The organism is Moraxella haemolytica, assembly GCF_030177935.1.
GTDB classification, from domain to species: domain Bacteria; phylum Pseudomonadota; class Gammaproteobacteria; order Pseudomonadales; family Moraxellaceae; genus Moraxella; species Moraxella haemolytica.
On record NZ_CP089974.1, the window covers coordinates 469,940 to 484,569 of the forward strand.

A 14,630-nucleotide genomic window follows, 5' to 3' on the forward strand; every position below is an offset into this window, starting at 1 on the left:
TTGGGGTGTTTTGCACCTTATCTTAGCTGTATGCAAACTTTGGTGTAAATGCTATAGTTTTATTAAGCCATAGGCATTAAACGGGTGATGTCATAGATGAGCTGTGTTGCAATATCCATTGGGGTAAAATACCGACTTCTTGTCATGAATTCTTATTTTTATGCGATTGCAATTATATGATTGTTGCCAAGTCTAGCAGCCTTATTTTGGTGTTCACTGAGTTAATATAACATACTTTTACTCTCTTGTGGTTTTTTTATTGTCGATAACATCAGCTAAAATTGATAAAAAATATGGCAATTTTTGTAAAATTTTGTTATAATTTTGCGATTTTTTTAATCGGTACGCCATAATGACTTTTAATGTTCTAAACTGTTTTAGCAATCAATCAGCATACCGCCTAGTAACGGTGCTAAATAAGTCATTGAAAAATATCTATTTTTTTAAAATAACCAATAGCCTTATCGTTATTGGTTTTTTATTACTCCAAAATCAATAAAATAAGGGTAATATTATGTCGTTTTTTCCAAAATACCGACCTTATACGGGCAATCTTGATACTACGCCTGTCGCCACGAATGAATACCTGCCTGTTACGCAGACTGCCATGCTCGGCATTCAGCATGTGCTAGCGATGTTTGGGGCGACAGTTTTAGCACCGATTTTGATGGGCTTTGATGCCAATCTTGCCATCATGATGAGTGGTGTTTGTACGATTTTGTTCTTTTTGATGACAGGCGGGCGTGTGCCGAGCTATTTGGGTTCGTCTTTTGCCTTTATTGGGGTAGTGGCGGCAGCGACTGCTCACGCCACTGGCTCTGGTGCAAATCCTAATCTTGGTGTGGCATTGGGCGGTATCATTGCTTGCGGTATTTTGTATGCGGTGATTGGGTTTTTGGTGATGACAACAGGCACCAAGTGGATAGAGAAGCTGATGCCACCTGTGGTTACTGGTGCGGTGGTGATGATTATTGGATTAAACCTTGCTCCTGTTACGGTCTCATCTGTTGCTGGCAAACCATTTGAACTGTGGATGACTTTGGTAACCGTGCTTTGTATGGGCATGATTGCAGTATTTGCACGAGGATTCATGCAGCGTCTGCTACTACTACTTGGCTTGGTGCTTGCCTACATTATCTATGCCATCGTAGCAAACGGTTTGGGGTTTGGTGCACCGATTGATTTTAGTGTTATTGCTCAAACGGCATGGTTTGGCATGCCGAGCTTCTCATCGCCTGTATTTGATGTGAATGCCGTGCTCATCATTGCACCTGTTGCGTTCATTTTGGTTGCAGAGAACTTAGGACACATCAAGGCGGTTGGTGCGATGACAGGTGAAAACCTAACGCCATATTTGGGCAAGGCGTTCGTTGCAGATGGTGTAGCGACCGCATTGTCAGCCAGTGTGGGTGGTACAGGCATGACGACCTATGGCGAGAACATTGGAGTGATGGCGGTAACTCGTGTATATTCAACCATCATCTTTGTGGTTGCAGGGGTGTTTGCAATTTTCTTGGGCTTATCACCAAAATTTGGTGCACTCATTCAGACAATCCCTGCACCGATTTTGACAGGTGCTTCCATCGTGGTATTTGGTTTGATTGCCATTGCAGGTGCAAAAATCTGGATTGATAATAAGGTAAACTTTGCAAATAACAAAAACCTCATGGTTGCTGCCATCACCATCATTTTGGGCACAGGCGATTTTGGGTTAATGATTGGCGAGTTTAATTTGGGTGGTATTGGTACAGCAACTTTCGCTGCCATCTTGCTGAATTGGTTTTTAAGTTTAAAAGAAGCAACAAAGACAGAGCAAGCTCATTGATGGTTAAAAATTGACCGCAATTGTTGCTTGATGGATAACGATATTTACAAAAGGTTTGCATATTTGTAACAAAAGCCTTATAATAAGTACATCTATCCATTGCTAATGTATCAAGTGATTTGATGGCAACAGGTGGCAGCCATGATGAGTTGTCGCCTTTTTTCGTACTTAGTGCTATTGATTTAGTATGGTTATAAATTCACAAAAATAAAAATATGGGGTCAATCATGTATGATAATCCATTTTCTTGTACTGCACAGCCAACTTTCGTTGAAGGTCTGCATTGTGTGGTAAATGCGTTTAGTGCACCGCTTTGGGATGTCTTGCTGTGGCTACTGATTATAGCCGGTTTGTTTTTTACCGTGATGTCAGGTTTTGCACAGTTTCGCCTATTTGGTCGTAGTGTTAAGACCATGTTGGGTAGTCGCACAGGTCATGATGAGCGTCAGGGAATCTCTGCATTTCAGGCTTTTGCTACAGGCTTGGCAAGCCGTGTTGGTGTGGGTAACATCGCAGGGGTGGCACTTGCCATCGGTATCGGTGGTGCAGGGGCGGTCTTTTGGATGTGGCTGATTGCCTTGATTGGTATGTGTTCGGCATTGGCAGAATCAAGTCTGGCTCAGTTGTTTAAGATTAAAGATGAAGCAACAGGACGGTTTCGTGGTGGTCCTGCTTACTACATTGAGCAAGGACTAGGTCAAAAGTGGCTTGGGCTTGTGTTTGCCTTGGCTTTGATTGTGTGCTTTGGCTTTGTGTATCAGTCAATTCAATCAAATACCATTACGCTGTCAATTCAATCGGCGGTAGGTTGTACTGCTCAAGATGATGCGTGTCAGAGTGATTGGCAGATTTATAAGCACATCATTGGTGCGGTATTGGTGATATTGGCTGCCCCTATTATTTTTGGTGGTATTAAGCGAGTATCAAAGATTGCTGAGGTGATTGTTCCTGTGATGGCGACAATCTATCTATTGGTATCGGCTTATGTCATCTTGATGAATATTGGCGACCTGCCTGGTGTTATTACGCTGATTTTTAGTAAGGCGTTTGCTTTTGAGGCGGCAGGTGGCGGTCTGCTTGGTTCTATGGTGTCAATGGCAATGATGCAGGGCATTAAGCGTGGTCTGTATTCTAACGAAGCAGGTCAAGGCTCTGCCCCAAATGCGGCAGCGGCAGCGAGTGTTAAACATCCTGTGGAGCAAGGCACTATTCAGATGCTCGGTGTATTTGTTGATACGCTGATTGTCTGTTCTTGTACGGCATTTGTGATTTTACTTGCGACCATGCCAGAAAACGCAGCCGATCTATCTGGTGTACAGCTTACCCAAGCAGCCCTTGAGAGCCATGTAGGCAGTTGGGGTCAATATTTCTTAGTGGTAATTTTGTTCATGTTTGCATTCTCAACCATCATTGGTAACTATGCTTATGCAGAGTCAAATATGCAATTTTTGAAAAATAACCCTGCGGTATTGACGCTGTTCCGCTTGTTGGTGCTTGGCTTTGTATATTTTGGAGCGGTAACAAAAGTGGCGGTTGTTTGGGACATGGGTGATTTGACCATGGGAATTATGGCTTTCATCAACTTAATTGCCATTTTACTGCTATCAAGATATGTATTCTTGCTTGTCAAAGATTATACCAAGCAAATCAAGGCAGGCGTAGCAGAGCCAGAGTTTAAACTGGATAACTACCCAGAGCTTAAAGCAAAAATTAAATCTGATATTTGGTAATTGCATAATAAAAAAGACCTGCTATTGTGGCAGGTCTTTTTGTTTGGCTAGGTTTCGTGCTGATTGAGTACTGGTATAGACCCGTTCTATGTAAACTTTGGTAGTTATGGGTACTTATGATATTTTATAATGAATGGCTGGGGGTAAAGATAGTGGGCATAAAAAAGCCCATCACAATGGGCTTTTTAAAGAATATACCGTCAATATTGCTAATTAACGCTCAAGATATTGAATCTTACCTGCAACACCGTCCCACTTTTCATGCTCTGGCATTGGGTTTTTTTTCTCGGTGATGTTAGTCCAAATTTGTGATAACTCTTCGTTTAGGGCGAGATATTCTTCTTGACCTGATGGGATTTCATCTTCGGAGAAAATGGCATTGGCAGGACATTCTGGCTCACACAGTGCACAGTCAATGCACTCATCAGGATTGATGACCAAAAAGTTCGGACCTTCATAAAAACAGTCCACAGGGCAAACTTCCACACAGTCGGTATATTTGCACAGCACGCAGTTATCGGTTACAACAAAAGTCATGGGAGTACCTTGGCTAAAAATGGCTAACAGGTAGCAATAAGTTTATTATCAAAAATGCACAATGTATGGGCATGTATAAAACGAGCTATATTTTAACTTGTTTATGAGATTTTCTCAAACAAAACCTGTCATTTTATTATGCCAAAATAGAAAAATGATTGATGAAAACTGCAAATAGCAAGCGTCATTAAGCAAGATGATGACCCATGTTGGCTTAATGACGCTTTGATGACATTGGTGAACTAAACTTAGATAAGCAAATAGATTGCTGATGGGTTTAGTGTGTTGATGCATATCAGTTCGCCTTTAGCTGAGCTTCTTTGGCGACTTGATAGCAATGATCAATATGTTCAAAGGCGATTTTTTTGAAAATCATATAACCAATGGTGGCAGCGACCATTTGACCGCCAAGTGGTACATATTTAGCAACTTGCTTACCAATGATACGACCACCAAACCCTTGAATGGTCTTATTTACCACGCCACGAGTTGCCACTAGACCACCAATGGCAACGATACGGTTTTGAATGCTTTGTTTGCGGTCTTGTTCGCTGACGCTACTGTTTGGGTCTGTCGGTTCTTGCAGTTCGAATCTTTTGGTGATTTCAGGCAAGAGTTTGGACAGCATGCCAACATCAATCGCTACATCTATGAATGGCACAGGAATGATGGCGACACCTGCCGAGATTTTAGCACGAGATTTGGCAAGAGTGCGACACTCGGCACGGACTTGTTCAAGGTCTAGATTTGGATTGAAGTCTTTAGCGATGGGCTGAGAGATTGGTTTTATCATGATTTGTTTCCTTTTTAAATGGGTTGGTGATATATCAATTTATTGTACATGATATACAACCCATTATTGTACATGATATGTAACTAAGCTGTAACGATATGAGTTGTTTTGTGTAGAATTAGCACACTAAGTACGAACCATTAGTGATGCTTGAGATGGCGTGGGCGAAAGCCTGTGCTAAGCAATGCTATGCCATAGACCAATGCACCCATCACACAGATGCCCAAAAGAGTAAAGATTCGCATCAATGTACCGCCATCGGTTGGATAATAGGGCAGTAGCATGGATAATGCCAGCACCATTGCAAGGCTTGATATAACAAATTGTAAACCCATCTTTTGCCAATGCTTACATAAGCGAAAGATGTCTCGCTTATGTAAGAAATAGTAAAGAAGCCCTGCATTAACAAAACTGGCAGCGGTGGTTGCTAATGCTAAGCCACCATGTAGTGGAAGCTTCATCAAATAAAAAATACCAATGAATAGTACACTAAAAATCATGTTAGCAAATACAGAGATGATGCCAATCTTAACGGGGGTCTTGGTATCTTGCCCTGCAAAAAAGGCGGGGGCAAAAATCTTGATGAGCATAAAGCCTAAGATGCCACCTGATAGGCACTTTAGGGCAAAACCGCTCATCAGAGCATCATTTTGGGTGAATTCGCCACGCACAAACAAGGCATTCATCAGCACATCAGACAACATGAACATGGCAAGTGAAGCAGGTAGTCCCACAAGAACAACCAGCCTTGCTGCCCAGTCGAGTGTTTTTTTGAAGGTGTCATCATCGGCTTTGGCACGACTGGCGGACAGACTTGGCAAAATCACTGTGCCAATTGCAACGCCAATTAGTCCTAGCGGTAGCTCGCTTAAGCGTTCGGCAGCATAAAGCCAAGATACCGAACCGCCAATCATCAGCGAAGCAAAAACAGTATTTAGCAGTAGGTTGATTTGAGTAACGGATACGCCAAAGATGGCAGGGAGCATTAGTCTTAAAATGCGTACCACGCCTTCGTGCTTGAATTCTATTTTTGGGGCGATGAGTAGCTTTTGGCGATACAACTGCGGTAGTTGAATCAAAAGTTGTAGTAGCCCAGAGATGGCAACTGCATAGCCTAATGCCATGATGGGTGTATCAAACATTGGGGCAAAGAGTAGTGCTGCCAAAATCATGCAAACATTAAGCAATACAGGTGCAAAAGCAGGAGTAGCAAAACGACCATAGCTTTGCAAGATACTGCCAAAAAATGCCGTCATAGAAATAAATAGCAGATAGGGGAATGTCAGTCTTAATAGTTCGGTAGCTGCCACAAACTTGATGGGGTTGTCTTTAAACCCAGGAGCGAACAGATGAATGATAACTGGTGCGATGGCGATGATAATGACAGTTAAAGTAAGCAGTATAACGCTTAGCACGCCTGAGACACGGCTGATGAGTATCTGAACTTCGTTGAGCGTGCGTTTTTCCTTGTATTCGGATAAGATGGGGACGAAGGCTTGGCTAAAAGCCCCTTCGGCAAATAAACGACGCAAAAAATTTGGGATTTTAAAGGCGACCAAAAAGGCATCCATCAACCCACCGGCACCAAATACACCCATCAAAACAACATCACGCAACAAACCTAAGATGCGAGAGAGCATGGTCATGGCACTAACCACCATGGTTGAGCGAAAAAGACGAGATTTTGCCATAATACAGCTTAACAATAAAAAAGAATATTATAATGGATTTTTGTAGAGTTCGTATGCAAAAGTTTATGTAAATTTTTAGCTGACTACTGTGAGCTTTATCAGTAATAAAAAAGCTGTGGCAAGGGGTGGTAAGATAAGGATTTTGGTTGAGCTTAGATGGTTGTTTTGATTTTACTATCGTTATTATTTAGGCATAGTGTTTCAATCATTTGTCTGATTCTTGACCAATCAAAAAACTTGCCAGGATCGCTTTTTCGGGTTGGTGCGATATCGCTATGCCCCATTAGATGACGCATTGTCTTGGGGTAGGCTTGGTAAATGGCATGAATGACCTGAGCCAGTGCTGTATATTGAGCATCAGTAAAGGGCGAAAAATCATCTCCTTCAAGCTCAATGCCAATGGTAAAATCGTTGCAATTTCTCCTGCCTAGATAGACCGACTCTCCTGCGTGCCAAGCCCGATCATCAAAATTAACAAATTGTACGATTTTGCCGTTTCTTTTAATGAACAAATGGGCAGAGACCTTCATCGTATAGATGGTGGTAAAGTACTCATGATCATTTGGGTTTAGTTGATTTTGAAAAAAGGCTTCAACAAAGTGTATGCCATTTTTGTCGGTTTGTTCAAATTGGGATGGTGGCAGGCTAATATTATGAATGACGATACCGTCAATAGTGGGCGTGCCATCAATGGTGGGGCGAGTGTTAAAATTGGGCGATGGCATGAAGTTTGCCCCTTCTAATACGCCATTTTTTATGCTGAAATGCGTCATGATGATGGTATACTAAAGGTATATCTATTATTGTAGCAAAATTATCATGAATACGAAACGCTTTTGTTGGATTTTATTGGTGGTGTTGATGACAGGTTGTGGTATGGCAGGCTCATTGGCAACAGCACGGGCAGCACCGCTACAAGATAAGATTGGTGTGGAAAATCAACTACCTTTTGCACTTAGTGATGTGCAAATTGATAAGCTGTCCCAACATGTGCTGTGGAGACGGCTGTTGATGCTTGGTGATGGCGGATACGCTAAAGATAAAAACCGCATTGATACAGAGACATTTTTCTTGTCGGATGATGGGCATACAAACCCAAAAAGTGAACTGATTGCCATGCTATCGGCAATAGCGGTAAATGACCAGAAGATAATTTGTCGTTTTCCTGCACGAACGCATTTTTTAAAGACCGAATTGGTCAAGTTAGGTGTTAATGTGGTGGCATCTGATGCAGGCTGTCAAGAATTTCGTACATGGGCGGATAAAATAGATGCGCGACAGTTGTCGTTTGTCTTTGCCGAAGAGCATGGCAATAATATTGCTTCGGCTTTTGCACATGCGTTCATGCGTATTGATGGTGATGAGCGTGCTACTGTCATGAATTATACAGTGGCAAGTAGTGCAGATGATGGTTTGATTGCCAATGCGATTAAGCCGCTGACAGGTCGCTATGCAGGCGTGATGGAGATTTTACCTTATCGTGTAAAATCTGATGATTATCTGGTTAAGGACGAAAGAGACTTGTGGGAATATCGTCTTGATTTAACACCATCTCAGGTTGATCAAATCATGCGTCATCTTTGGGAAGTGAAAGATTTGGCACGCTCTTATTATTTAACCCATGATAACTGTGCTACTGAGATTGCTCGTCTTGTTGATGTGGTGCGTGCTGATAAATCGCTACTGTCCATGTTTGGCATGGTAACTACGCCTGCTCAGGCTGTCCAAGTACTTGATAGGCAAGGTATCATCACAAACACCACCTACCACCCATCAAACGCCACAAAACACCAAGCCATCATGACCAACAGCAATGCATTTGATATGACTGCCATTCAACCAAATAACAACAATCCTGTTACTGCCAGTCCAACGCATCGCTTAGGTATGGCAGTATCTTATGATGAGCGGTATGTAGATAAAACGGGCTATCATGTGAGTATCCGCTCAGCTTATCAAGACGCACTGGACAACCCTGCTGGTGTGCGTAAGTTTCACGAGGTAATACTACCGTCCATCGACTTAGCCTATCAAGATGGCAAAATTCGTCTCAATGAACTGACGATATTTAGAACAACCAGTCTAAACCCAGCCAATACCGCTAAAGCTTATCTTGGCGGACAAAGTCAAAAAAAGGCGTGGGCAACACGAATGCAGCTTGGATTAAAACAGGCAGTTGATGCTTCAGATGAACAAAACGACACGCATCTGGTGGCAGACATTGCCCTACAAAAGGGCAGGTCTTGGACGCTTGGTAAGCCCAAGGCTCAGACGGGCGATATGGCAGATATGGTATGTTATGTGCTAGGTGGCACAGGAGGACAGATTGGCAAGGTTAATCAGGGCTATCGCATGGGGTTGAAGTTTAGTGCGGGTTGTATTTATCATCAGACGGATAGATGGCGAATGACAGGGGAGATTGAAGTGCCGTATTGGTATCACAAAGACGATGCGGGGCGGTCAAGTTATGTGCAGCCTGAGCTAAAACTGGGTGCACAGTACGACCTAAGTCGTTATCATGCTTTAAGAGCAACTGCCAGTATCCAAAAGAACCATAGCCAAAACAACCATGCTGTTAAATTTCAAATACTGCGTTATTTTTAGGCCATGAAAGAAGGCTGCAGTATTTGAATGTTCTTAAAATAAACGATGTGATGAGTTTTTTAAATGGGGCGATATGAATAATTATCATCAAAAATGCTATCTTGTCATTGGGCAGGGCGATATTGGATTATCTTTGACCAGACAGCTTGCCCAAACAGGGTGTCAGGTTGTTGGGCTATCACGCACTGCCAAGTGCCATGCCAATTTGCCCATCACGCATTGGCAAATGAACGCCTTAGAGTTGGATGCCAAACGACTGCACAATATCACACACATCGCCATTATTGTTTCGCCCGATACACAAAAGGATAAAGTGCGGGCATATCAAGACAGCTATCTTGCCATTTGTCAGCATATGGCATCTTTGGCGGATGAGTTGCCACAGATTCGTCAGATTTTATTCGTATCATCAACAGCAGTTTATAGTGAAAATGCAGGCGAAGTGGTTAATGAGCAGATGATTGCACAGCCTAGTACACCAACTGCCAAGGTGCTGTATGATGCAGAGCAAGTCATTGTGAAAGCCTTTGGGGATAAGGCGGTGATTGTCCGACCAAGTGGCATCTATGGGGTATCAAGACGGCGTATGCTAAGGCTAGCGAAGACGGCACATGGCGATGGTGTACCAAGCCAACATTACACCAATCGAATCATGGATACCGATTTGGTGATGGTGCTTTGGCATATTTTAATGCAAAGTGAGCCAAAGCCCATTTACATAGCGACCGACTTTTGTCCTGCTAGTAGCCGAGAAGTACTTGATTTCTTGTGCCAAAAATTACAATATCAGCCACTGAAGGTGATTGATGCTCCCGCCACAGGCAAGCGACTTGTAAGTAACTTACCCAAAGAGTGGTTGCAATTTGGTGATTATCGTCAGGGATATACACACATTGTGGGTAATTTAACTTGATATTTTTGGGGTATACCACCCAGCAAAAGATGGTGAATTAGCACCATCTTTTTATTTACATTAAGGGGTTTTTATTTGCCTTTGGCTGTAGTTGGATCTTCTAATGGAATCCATTGTTTTGGAGTGTTGCGTAGCTGTTGGCGACTAAAATTCACCCAAATCGGCAAGGCGGCAACACCACCATATTCTCTTGTACCCATTGGTGCAGGGTTATCAAAGCCAACCCAAACCACCGTTGAGCTGGTTGGATGCACGCCAGCGAACCAAGCATCTTTGGCTTCGTTAGTTGTGCCTGTTTTGCCACCCACATCAGATCGCCCTAGTGCCAATGCTTTTTTGGCTGTACCACTGGTGATGACTTCTCGTAGCATTTCTGCCATTTCATAAGAAGTCTGATGACTGATGACTCTGGGTGCTTGCTTAGCCGTAGTATGGATGATGGTTTTGTTTGGCTTTAAGCGATCATGTTTTGTTGTGGCATTGGGACTGCTATCGGTAGGTTGGTTGTCCTTTGTGACTGTCTTTTGGACTGCTTTGCTGTTTGCTGACCGTTGTGCTTTGGAAAGTTCCTTGTTGTGGCATGGAGCACAAGCTTGGGCGGGGTTTGCCTGAAAGATGGTCTCATTGTCAAAATTATAAATGCGATCGATGAAATAAGGTTGTACACGATGACCACCATTGATAAGAGCAGCAAAACCTGTTGCCATCTGTAAAGGCGTTGCGTTAGCGGCACCTAGTGCCAATGCTAAAGTTTCAGGCAGGCGTTCTTTTTCAAGCCCTAGCATATCTAGCGTTTGGCGAGCTTCATTCAGTCCTGTTGCACGCAACAGACGAATGGATGGGGTGTTTCTTGACAAGGCGAGAGCTTGCCGTACTGACATATATTCTGTGTACTTGCCATCGGCATTTTTGGGCTGCCATTTGCCTATACGAATGGCAGCATCTGAAATAAGACTATCTGGTGTGTATTTTCCTGACTCTAGGGCGGCAGCAAATATCAGTGGTTTGATGATAGAGCCAGGTTGGCGATAGCCTTGGGTAACACGGTTGAATTTGCTGTGGTTAAAGTCAAATCCACCTACCAAAGCACGAATTGCTCCGTTTTGTGGGTGAATCGATATCAAAGCACCTTGAATTGATGGTGGTTGGGTCAATCTCCACGCAGTCTTTTCTTGGTTTAAGGGCATGACTCGCACGATATTGCCTACTTTTACCATCTGATGGGCATTGCTAAAGCGACCGCCCACACGACCTGAACCGATGGATCGGCGAGCCCAGTTCATGCCAGACCATGGAATGGTGATGGTATGACCTGATTGCAGTATGGCTTCAAAACTTGAATGATTAACTTTGACAACTTTGGCAGGATACATGTTGTCAAAATTTTTAAATTTATCTAAATCACCATTTTGAGATTCTGGACCTTGCCAACCGTTACCATGACGGCTGTCATAGCTTTTTAGTCCTGCAACGAGAGCATTTTCGGCGGCAGTTTGCTCTTGGCTGCTGACGGTGAGCTGTACACGCCAGCCACTATCCATGACTGATTTACCGTATTTTTTAACCAAAGCACTTCTTGCCATTTCCGCCAGATAAGGCATATTCATGTCAAGTTTTTCTTGATACAGGTTGAGTCCGATGGGGGCAGCTACTGCTTCATCATGCTGTGCTTGGCTGATGCGTCCTTCTTTTAGCATACGCCCGATAATCCAGTTGCGGCGTTCTAAGGCTCGTTTAGGATTGATGACAGGGTTGTAAGCTGATGGGGCTTTTGGCAAACCGGCAATCATTGCCATCTCAGCGATGGTGAGTTGGTCTAGCGTTTTGCTATAATAACGGCGAGCTGCAGCAGCAATGCCGTATGCACCTTCGCCAAGATAGATTTTATTGACATATAAGGTTAAAATTTCATCTTTGGCCATCTCATTTTCTATTTTTCTGGCAATGAACAGCTCGGTTAATTTACGATCAAGCGTGCGTTCGGCACTCAAAAAATAGTTCTTTGCCACCTGCATGGTGATGGTTGAGCCACCTGTTCGGGTGTCGTCATTGGTAATCACTTCAGTGATTGCACGCCCAATGCCCTTGACGCTGATACCACTATGCTCAAAAAAGCTAGAATCTTCTGCTGATAAGAAAGCATCAATCAGGTGCTTGGGGATTTGTTCGTAGCTAACCGGCATAGAAAAGCGGTTGCCATACTGACCAATCAGCTTATTGTCCGCCGTATAAATCTGCAAAGGCATTGCAAAACGATTGGCATCAATGTTTTTTACATCTGGTAAGGTAGGCTCAAGATACATCGCCATGCCATAAAAACCGATGGGAAAGGCAAGCACCAAAATTAAAAGCAGGGCGATAATGGCAGCTAAACAGCGTAAAATCACAGAAAGTATTGACGCATTAAGCATTGTGGCGGTATTGGTTTGAGTCATGTTGGTCTTTTTGATTTGGTGTGGCGATTGCCTGTAGCCACTGGATTTTACTTCATTGAATGGTCATTTTACCATTTTATTAAAAAAATGCCAGCCCTGTATTTTGCGTCTCACAAAAGACTGATTGATGTTTTGTGATTGGCTTTTTTTATGCAAAATCATGAATGTATTTAGTATTTGGGTTGTTTTATTGCAGTTTTAAGGTGGGTAATGACTAAAGGTGCTTGTTTGGTTTTTTTGATGTACTGCTTGTGAAGTAATAAAACTGCTAAAAATAATATACAAAATGGGCAAGTTATTTTTTAATTCGCCCATGGATCGTTTGTGTTTAAAAACTATCGGTAGGTACAAAGACATTGCCGACCATAAGCCGTCTTGCACTGCGGCTCATAGATACTCTGCGAGCCACCCATTTGCCATTCACGCATTCAGACTGTCCACCAACGGTAAGTCTGCCTGATGGGTGTCCAAAACAAACTTCGGTCAAACGCCCACCACCTGCCACTTCATTGACAATCGTACCGACTATCGTTCCTGCTGTACCAATCGCTACGCTTGCTGTACCCATCATGGCATGGTGCAACTGCCCCATACTCATCGCACGAACCAACAGATTGATGTCACTTGCTTTTACGGTTTTGCCACTTGATGAAATGTACTCAACAGGCGGTGCAACCCATGCAATTTTTGGCGTGTGTTGGCGAGTTTTAGCTTGTTGAATATCATCAATTAAGCCCATTTTAACCGCCCCATAAGCACGGATTTTTTCTAATCTGGCTAGGGTTTCGCTGTTTGAATTGATGTCCGCTTGCATTTCTGTGCCTTTAAAGCCCAAATCGCTTGCGTGCAGAAATATCGTGGGAATGCCTGCGTTAATCATCGTAACTTCAAACTCGCCCACATTAGGCACGGACAAAGTGTCCTTTAAATTGCCTGTGGGGAACATCTCTCCGCCCTCGTCCACAGGGTCTATAAATTCAATTTTAATTTCACTGGCTGGAAAAGTTACCCCATCAAGCTTAAAACCACCTGTTTCTACCACTTGACCGTTCTTGATGGGTACATGGGCGATGATGGTTTTGCCAATATTTTGTTGATAAATTCGTACTGTACAAATACCATTGTCAGGGATTTTATCTTTTGCAATCAAGCCATTAAAAATCGCAAAACTGCCCACCGCTCCTGTTAAATTGCCACAGTTGCCCGACCAGTCAATCATCGCCTTGTCAATCGCCACCTGCCCAAACAGATAATTGACATCGTGTACGCCGTCTGTGGCAGGCGAGATAATCACGACCTTTGATGTGCTTGATGAGCCGTTGCCCATACCGTCAATTTGCTTGCCGTAGGGGTCTGGACTGCCAACGACTCTAAGTAATAAGGCGTCTCGTGCCTGCCCTGCCATTTGGCAAGGCTCTGGCAAATCCGCCAAATTAAAAAATGTACCTTTTGAAGTACCGCCACGCATATAAGTGGCTGGGATTGGGGTTTGCATTTTGGTTATTCCTTTTGTGGATTTGTGCTACTTATATATTGATGATATAAAATATCCGCAAATTCAATTTCAGTTAATTCACCAATGACCAAATCACGCATTGCATCCGCCATTAAAATATGGTCTATCGTAATTTCATAATCATTGAGCGATAAATATTCTAGGGCAACCGCCAATCCTGTGCGTTTATTGGCATCAGATAAAGCGTGAGCCATTGCAATGCTATTTGCATATTTACTGGCAATTTCAAAAACATCATTTAAGCCTTCATACAAAATCGCATTATCAATCCGAGATAATGCCCCTTGTAATTTGCCAATATCCGCTTGTCCTTTCATTCCTTTTTCGGTAGAAAGAATGTAGGTATTAATTTCAATGACCCGTTCAAATGGAAAACAAATAATTTCCATTACATATCTGCCAAGCGTTTAAAGGTTTCTTTATGGGTTCGCAAAACCAATTTTGTTTCAGATTTAATAATCTGTTGCCCTTGTTCGCCTGTTAAATCTAGCTTTTTGGTTGCAGGGATTTTTGGGCGATTGGTTGGGTTAATGCCGTATTTTGAAAGTTTGTTGTTCATAAAATTTTCCTTTGGGCGTAAGGTGCG

12 protein-coding genes are annotated in these 14,630 nt (G+C 42.9%); 4 read left to right on the top strand and 8 right to left on the bottom strand.

Annotated features, from left to right (window positions below; all coding sequences use genetic code 11):
• Positions 1-511: 511 nt before the first annotated feature.
• Both LU276_RS02185 and LU276_RS02190 read left to right on the top strand, forming a co-directional pair.
• Positions 512-1,825 carry a solute carrier family 23 protein gene (locus LU276_RS02185; protein ID WP_284674554.1) on the top strand — a complete coding sequence of 438 codons (1,314 nt, stop codon included), beginning with the start codon at positions 512-514 and terminating at the stop codon, positions 1,823-1,825.
• A gap of 227 nt (positions 1,826-2,052) precedes the next feature.
• Positions 2,053-3,555, top strand: a complete 1,503-nt coding sequence (locus tag LU276_RS02190; RefSeq protein WP_284674048.1) for an alanine/glycine:cation symporter family protein — start codon at positions 2,053-2,055, stop codon at positions 3,553-3,555.
• A gap of 213 nt (positions 3,556-3,768) precedes the next feature.
• Here LU276_RS02190 and fdxA read toward each other — a convergent pair whose 3' ends face one another.
• The 4 genes from fdxA to ampD form a co-directional block, all read right to left on the bottom strand.
• Positions 3,769-4,092, bottom strand: coding sequence for a ferredoxin FdxA (gene fdxA / locus LU276_RS02195; RefSeq protein WP_284674049.1), 324 nt, complete (start codon positions 4,090-4,092; stop codon positions 3,769-3,771).
• 295 nt (positions 4,093-4,387) lie between these two features.
• The gene (locus LU276_RS02200) at positions 4,388-4,885 is read right to left on the bottom strand and encodes a hypothetical protein (protein ID WP_284674050.1); all 498 of its coding nucleotides are present in this window, start codon (positions 4,883-4,885) and stop codon (positions 4,388-4,390) included.
• A gap of 140 nt (positions 4,886-5,025) precedes the next feature.
• Positions 5,026-6,576: a murein biosynthesis integral membrane protein MurJ gene (murJ, locus tag LU276_RS02205; RefSeq protein ID WP_284674051.1), complete on the bottom strand. Its 1,551-nt coding sequence runs from the start codon at positions 6,574-6,576 to the stop codon at positions 5,026-5,028.
• 152 nt (positions 6,577-6,728) lie between these two features.
• Positions 6,729-7,352, bottom strand: a complete 624-nt coding sequence (gene ampD, locus LU276_RS02210; protein ID WP_284674555.1) for a 1,6-anhydro-N-acetylmuramyl-L-alanine amidase AmpD — start codon at positions 7,350-7,352, stop codon at positions 6,729-6,731.
• Positions 7,353-7,395: 43 nt separating this feature from the next.
• Here ampD and LU276_RS02215 point away from each other — a divergent pair, with 43 nt between their 5' ends.
• Positions 7,396-9,180, top strand: coding sequence for an Lnb N-terminal periplasmic domain-containing protein (locus LU276_RS02215; protein ID WP_284674052.1), 1,785 nt, complete (start codon positions 7,396-7,398; stop codon positions 9,178-9,180).
• A 73-nt stretch (positions 9,181-9,253) separates the two neighbouring features.
• Positions 9,254-10,093 (top strand): NAD-dependent epimerase/dehydratase family protein, encoded by an 840-nt coding sequence (locus LU276_RS02220; RefSeq protein WP_284674053.1) that lies wholly within the window; start codon positions 9,254-9,256, stop codon positions 10,091-10,093.
• 71 nt (positions 10,094-10,164) lie between these two features.
• Here LU276_RS02220 and LU276_RS02225 read toward each other — a convergent pair whose 3' ends face one another.
• From LU276_RS02225 to LU276_RS02240, 4 genes are all read right to left on the bottom strand, one after another.
• Entirely contained in the window at positions 10,165-12,528 is a 2,364-nt protein-coding gene (locus tag LU276_RS02225; protein ID WP_284674054.1) for a penicillin-binding protein 1A, read from the bottom strand.
• Positions 12,529-12,856: 328 nt separating this feature from the next.
• On the bottom strand, positions 12,857-14,023 hold the full coding sequence (gene prpF / locus LU276_RS02230; protein WP_284674055.1) for a 2-methylaconitate cis-trans isomerase PrpF: 1,167 nt from the start codon (positions 14,021-14,023) through the stop codon (positions 12,857-12,859).
• A gap of 5 nt (positions 14,024-14,028) precedes the next feature.
• Positions 14,029-14,433, bottom strand: coding sequence for a type II toxin-antitoxin system death-on-curing family toxin (locus LU276_RS02235; protein ID WP_284674056.1), 405 nt, complete (start codon positions 14,431-14,433; stop codon positions 14,029-14,031).
• Complete coding sequence (locus LU276_RS02240; protein WP_046696179.1) at positions 14,433-14,603, bottom strand: hypothetical protein; 171 nt, start codon at positions 14,601-14,603, stop codon at positions 14,433-14,435. Before LU276_RS02240 ends, LU276_RS02235 begins: the two co-directional genes overlap by 1 nt.
• Positions 14,604-14,630 lie beyond the last annotated feature (27 nt).

What these genes read in the sequence shown, in the direction of transcription:
- LU276_RS02190 (WP_284674048.1), top strand. Translation starts at nt 2,053, where the DNA reads ATGTATGATAATCCATTTTCTTGTACTGCACAGCCAACTTTCGTTGAA.
- fdxA (WP_284674049.1), bottom strand. Translation starts at nt 4,092, where the DNA reads ATGACTTTTGTTGTAACCGATAACTGCGTGCTGTGCAAATATACCGAC.
- LU276_RS02200 (WP_284674050.1), bottom strand. Translation starts at nt 4,885, where the DNA reads ATGATAAAACCAATCTCTCAGCCCATCGCTAAAGACTTCAATCCAAAT.
- murJ (WP_284674051.1), bottom strand. Translation starts at nt 6,576, where the DNA reads ATGGCAAAATCTCGTCTTTTTCGCTCAACCATGGTGGTTAGTGCCATG.
- LU276_RS02215 (WP_284674052.1), top strand. Translation starts at nt 7,396, where the DNA reads ATGAATACGAAACGCTTTTGTTGGATTTTATTGGTGGTGTTGATGACA.
- LU276_RS02220 (WP_284674053.1), top strand. Translation starts at nt 9,254, where the DNA reads ATGAATAATTATCATCAAAAATGCTATCTTGTCATTGGGCAGGGCGAT.
- LU276_RS02225 (WP_284674054.1), bottom strand. Translation starts at nt 12,528, where the DNA reads ATGACTCAAACCAATACCGCCACAATGCTTAATGCGTCAATACTTTCT.
- prpF (WP_284674055.1), bottom strand. Translation starts at nt 14,023, where the DNA reads ATGCAAACCCCAATCCCAGCCACTTATATGCGTGGCGGTACTTCAAAA.
- LU276_RS02235 (WP_284674056.1), bottom strand. Translation starts at nt 14,433, where the DNA reads ATGGAAATTATTTGTTTTCCATTTGAACGGGTCATTGAAATTAATACC.
- LU276_RS02240 (WP_046696179.1), bottom strand. Translation starts at nt 14,603, where the DNA reads ATGAACAACAAACTTTCAAAATACGGCATTAACCCAACCAATCGCCCA.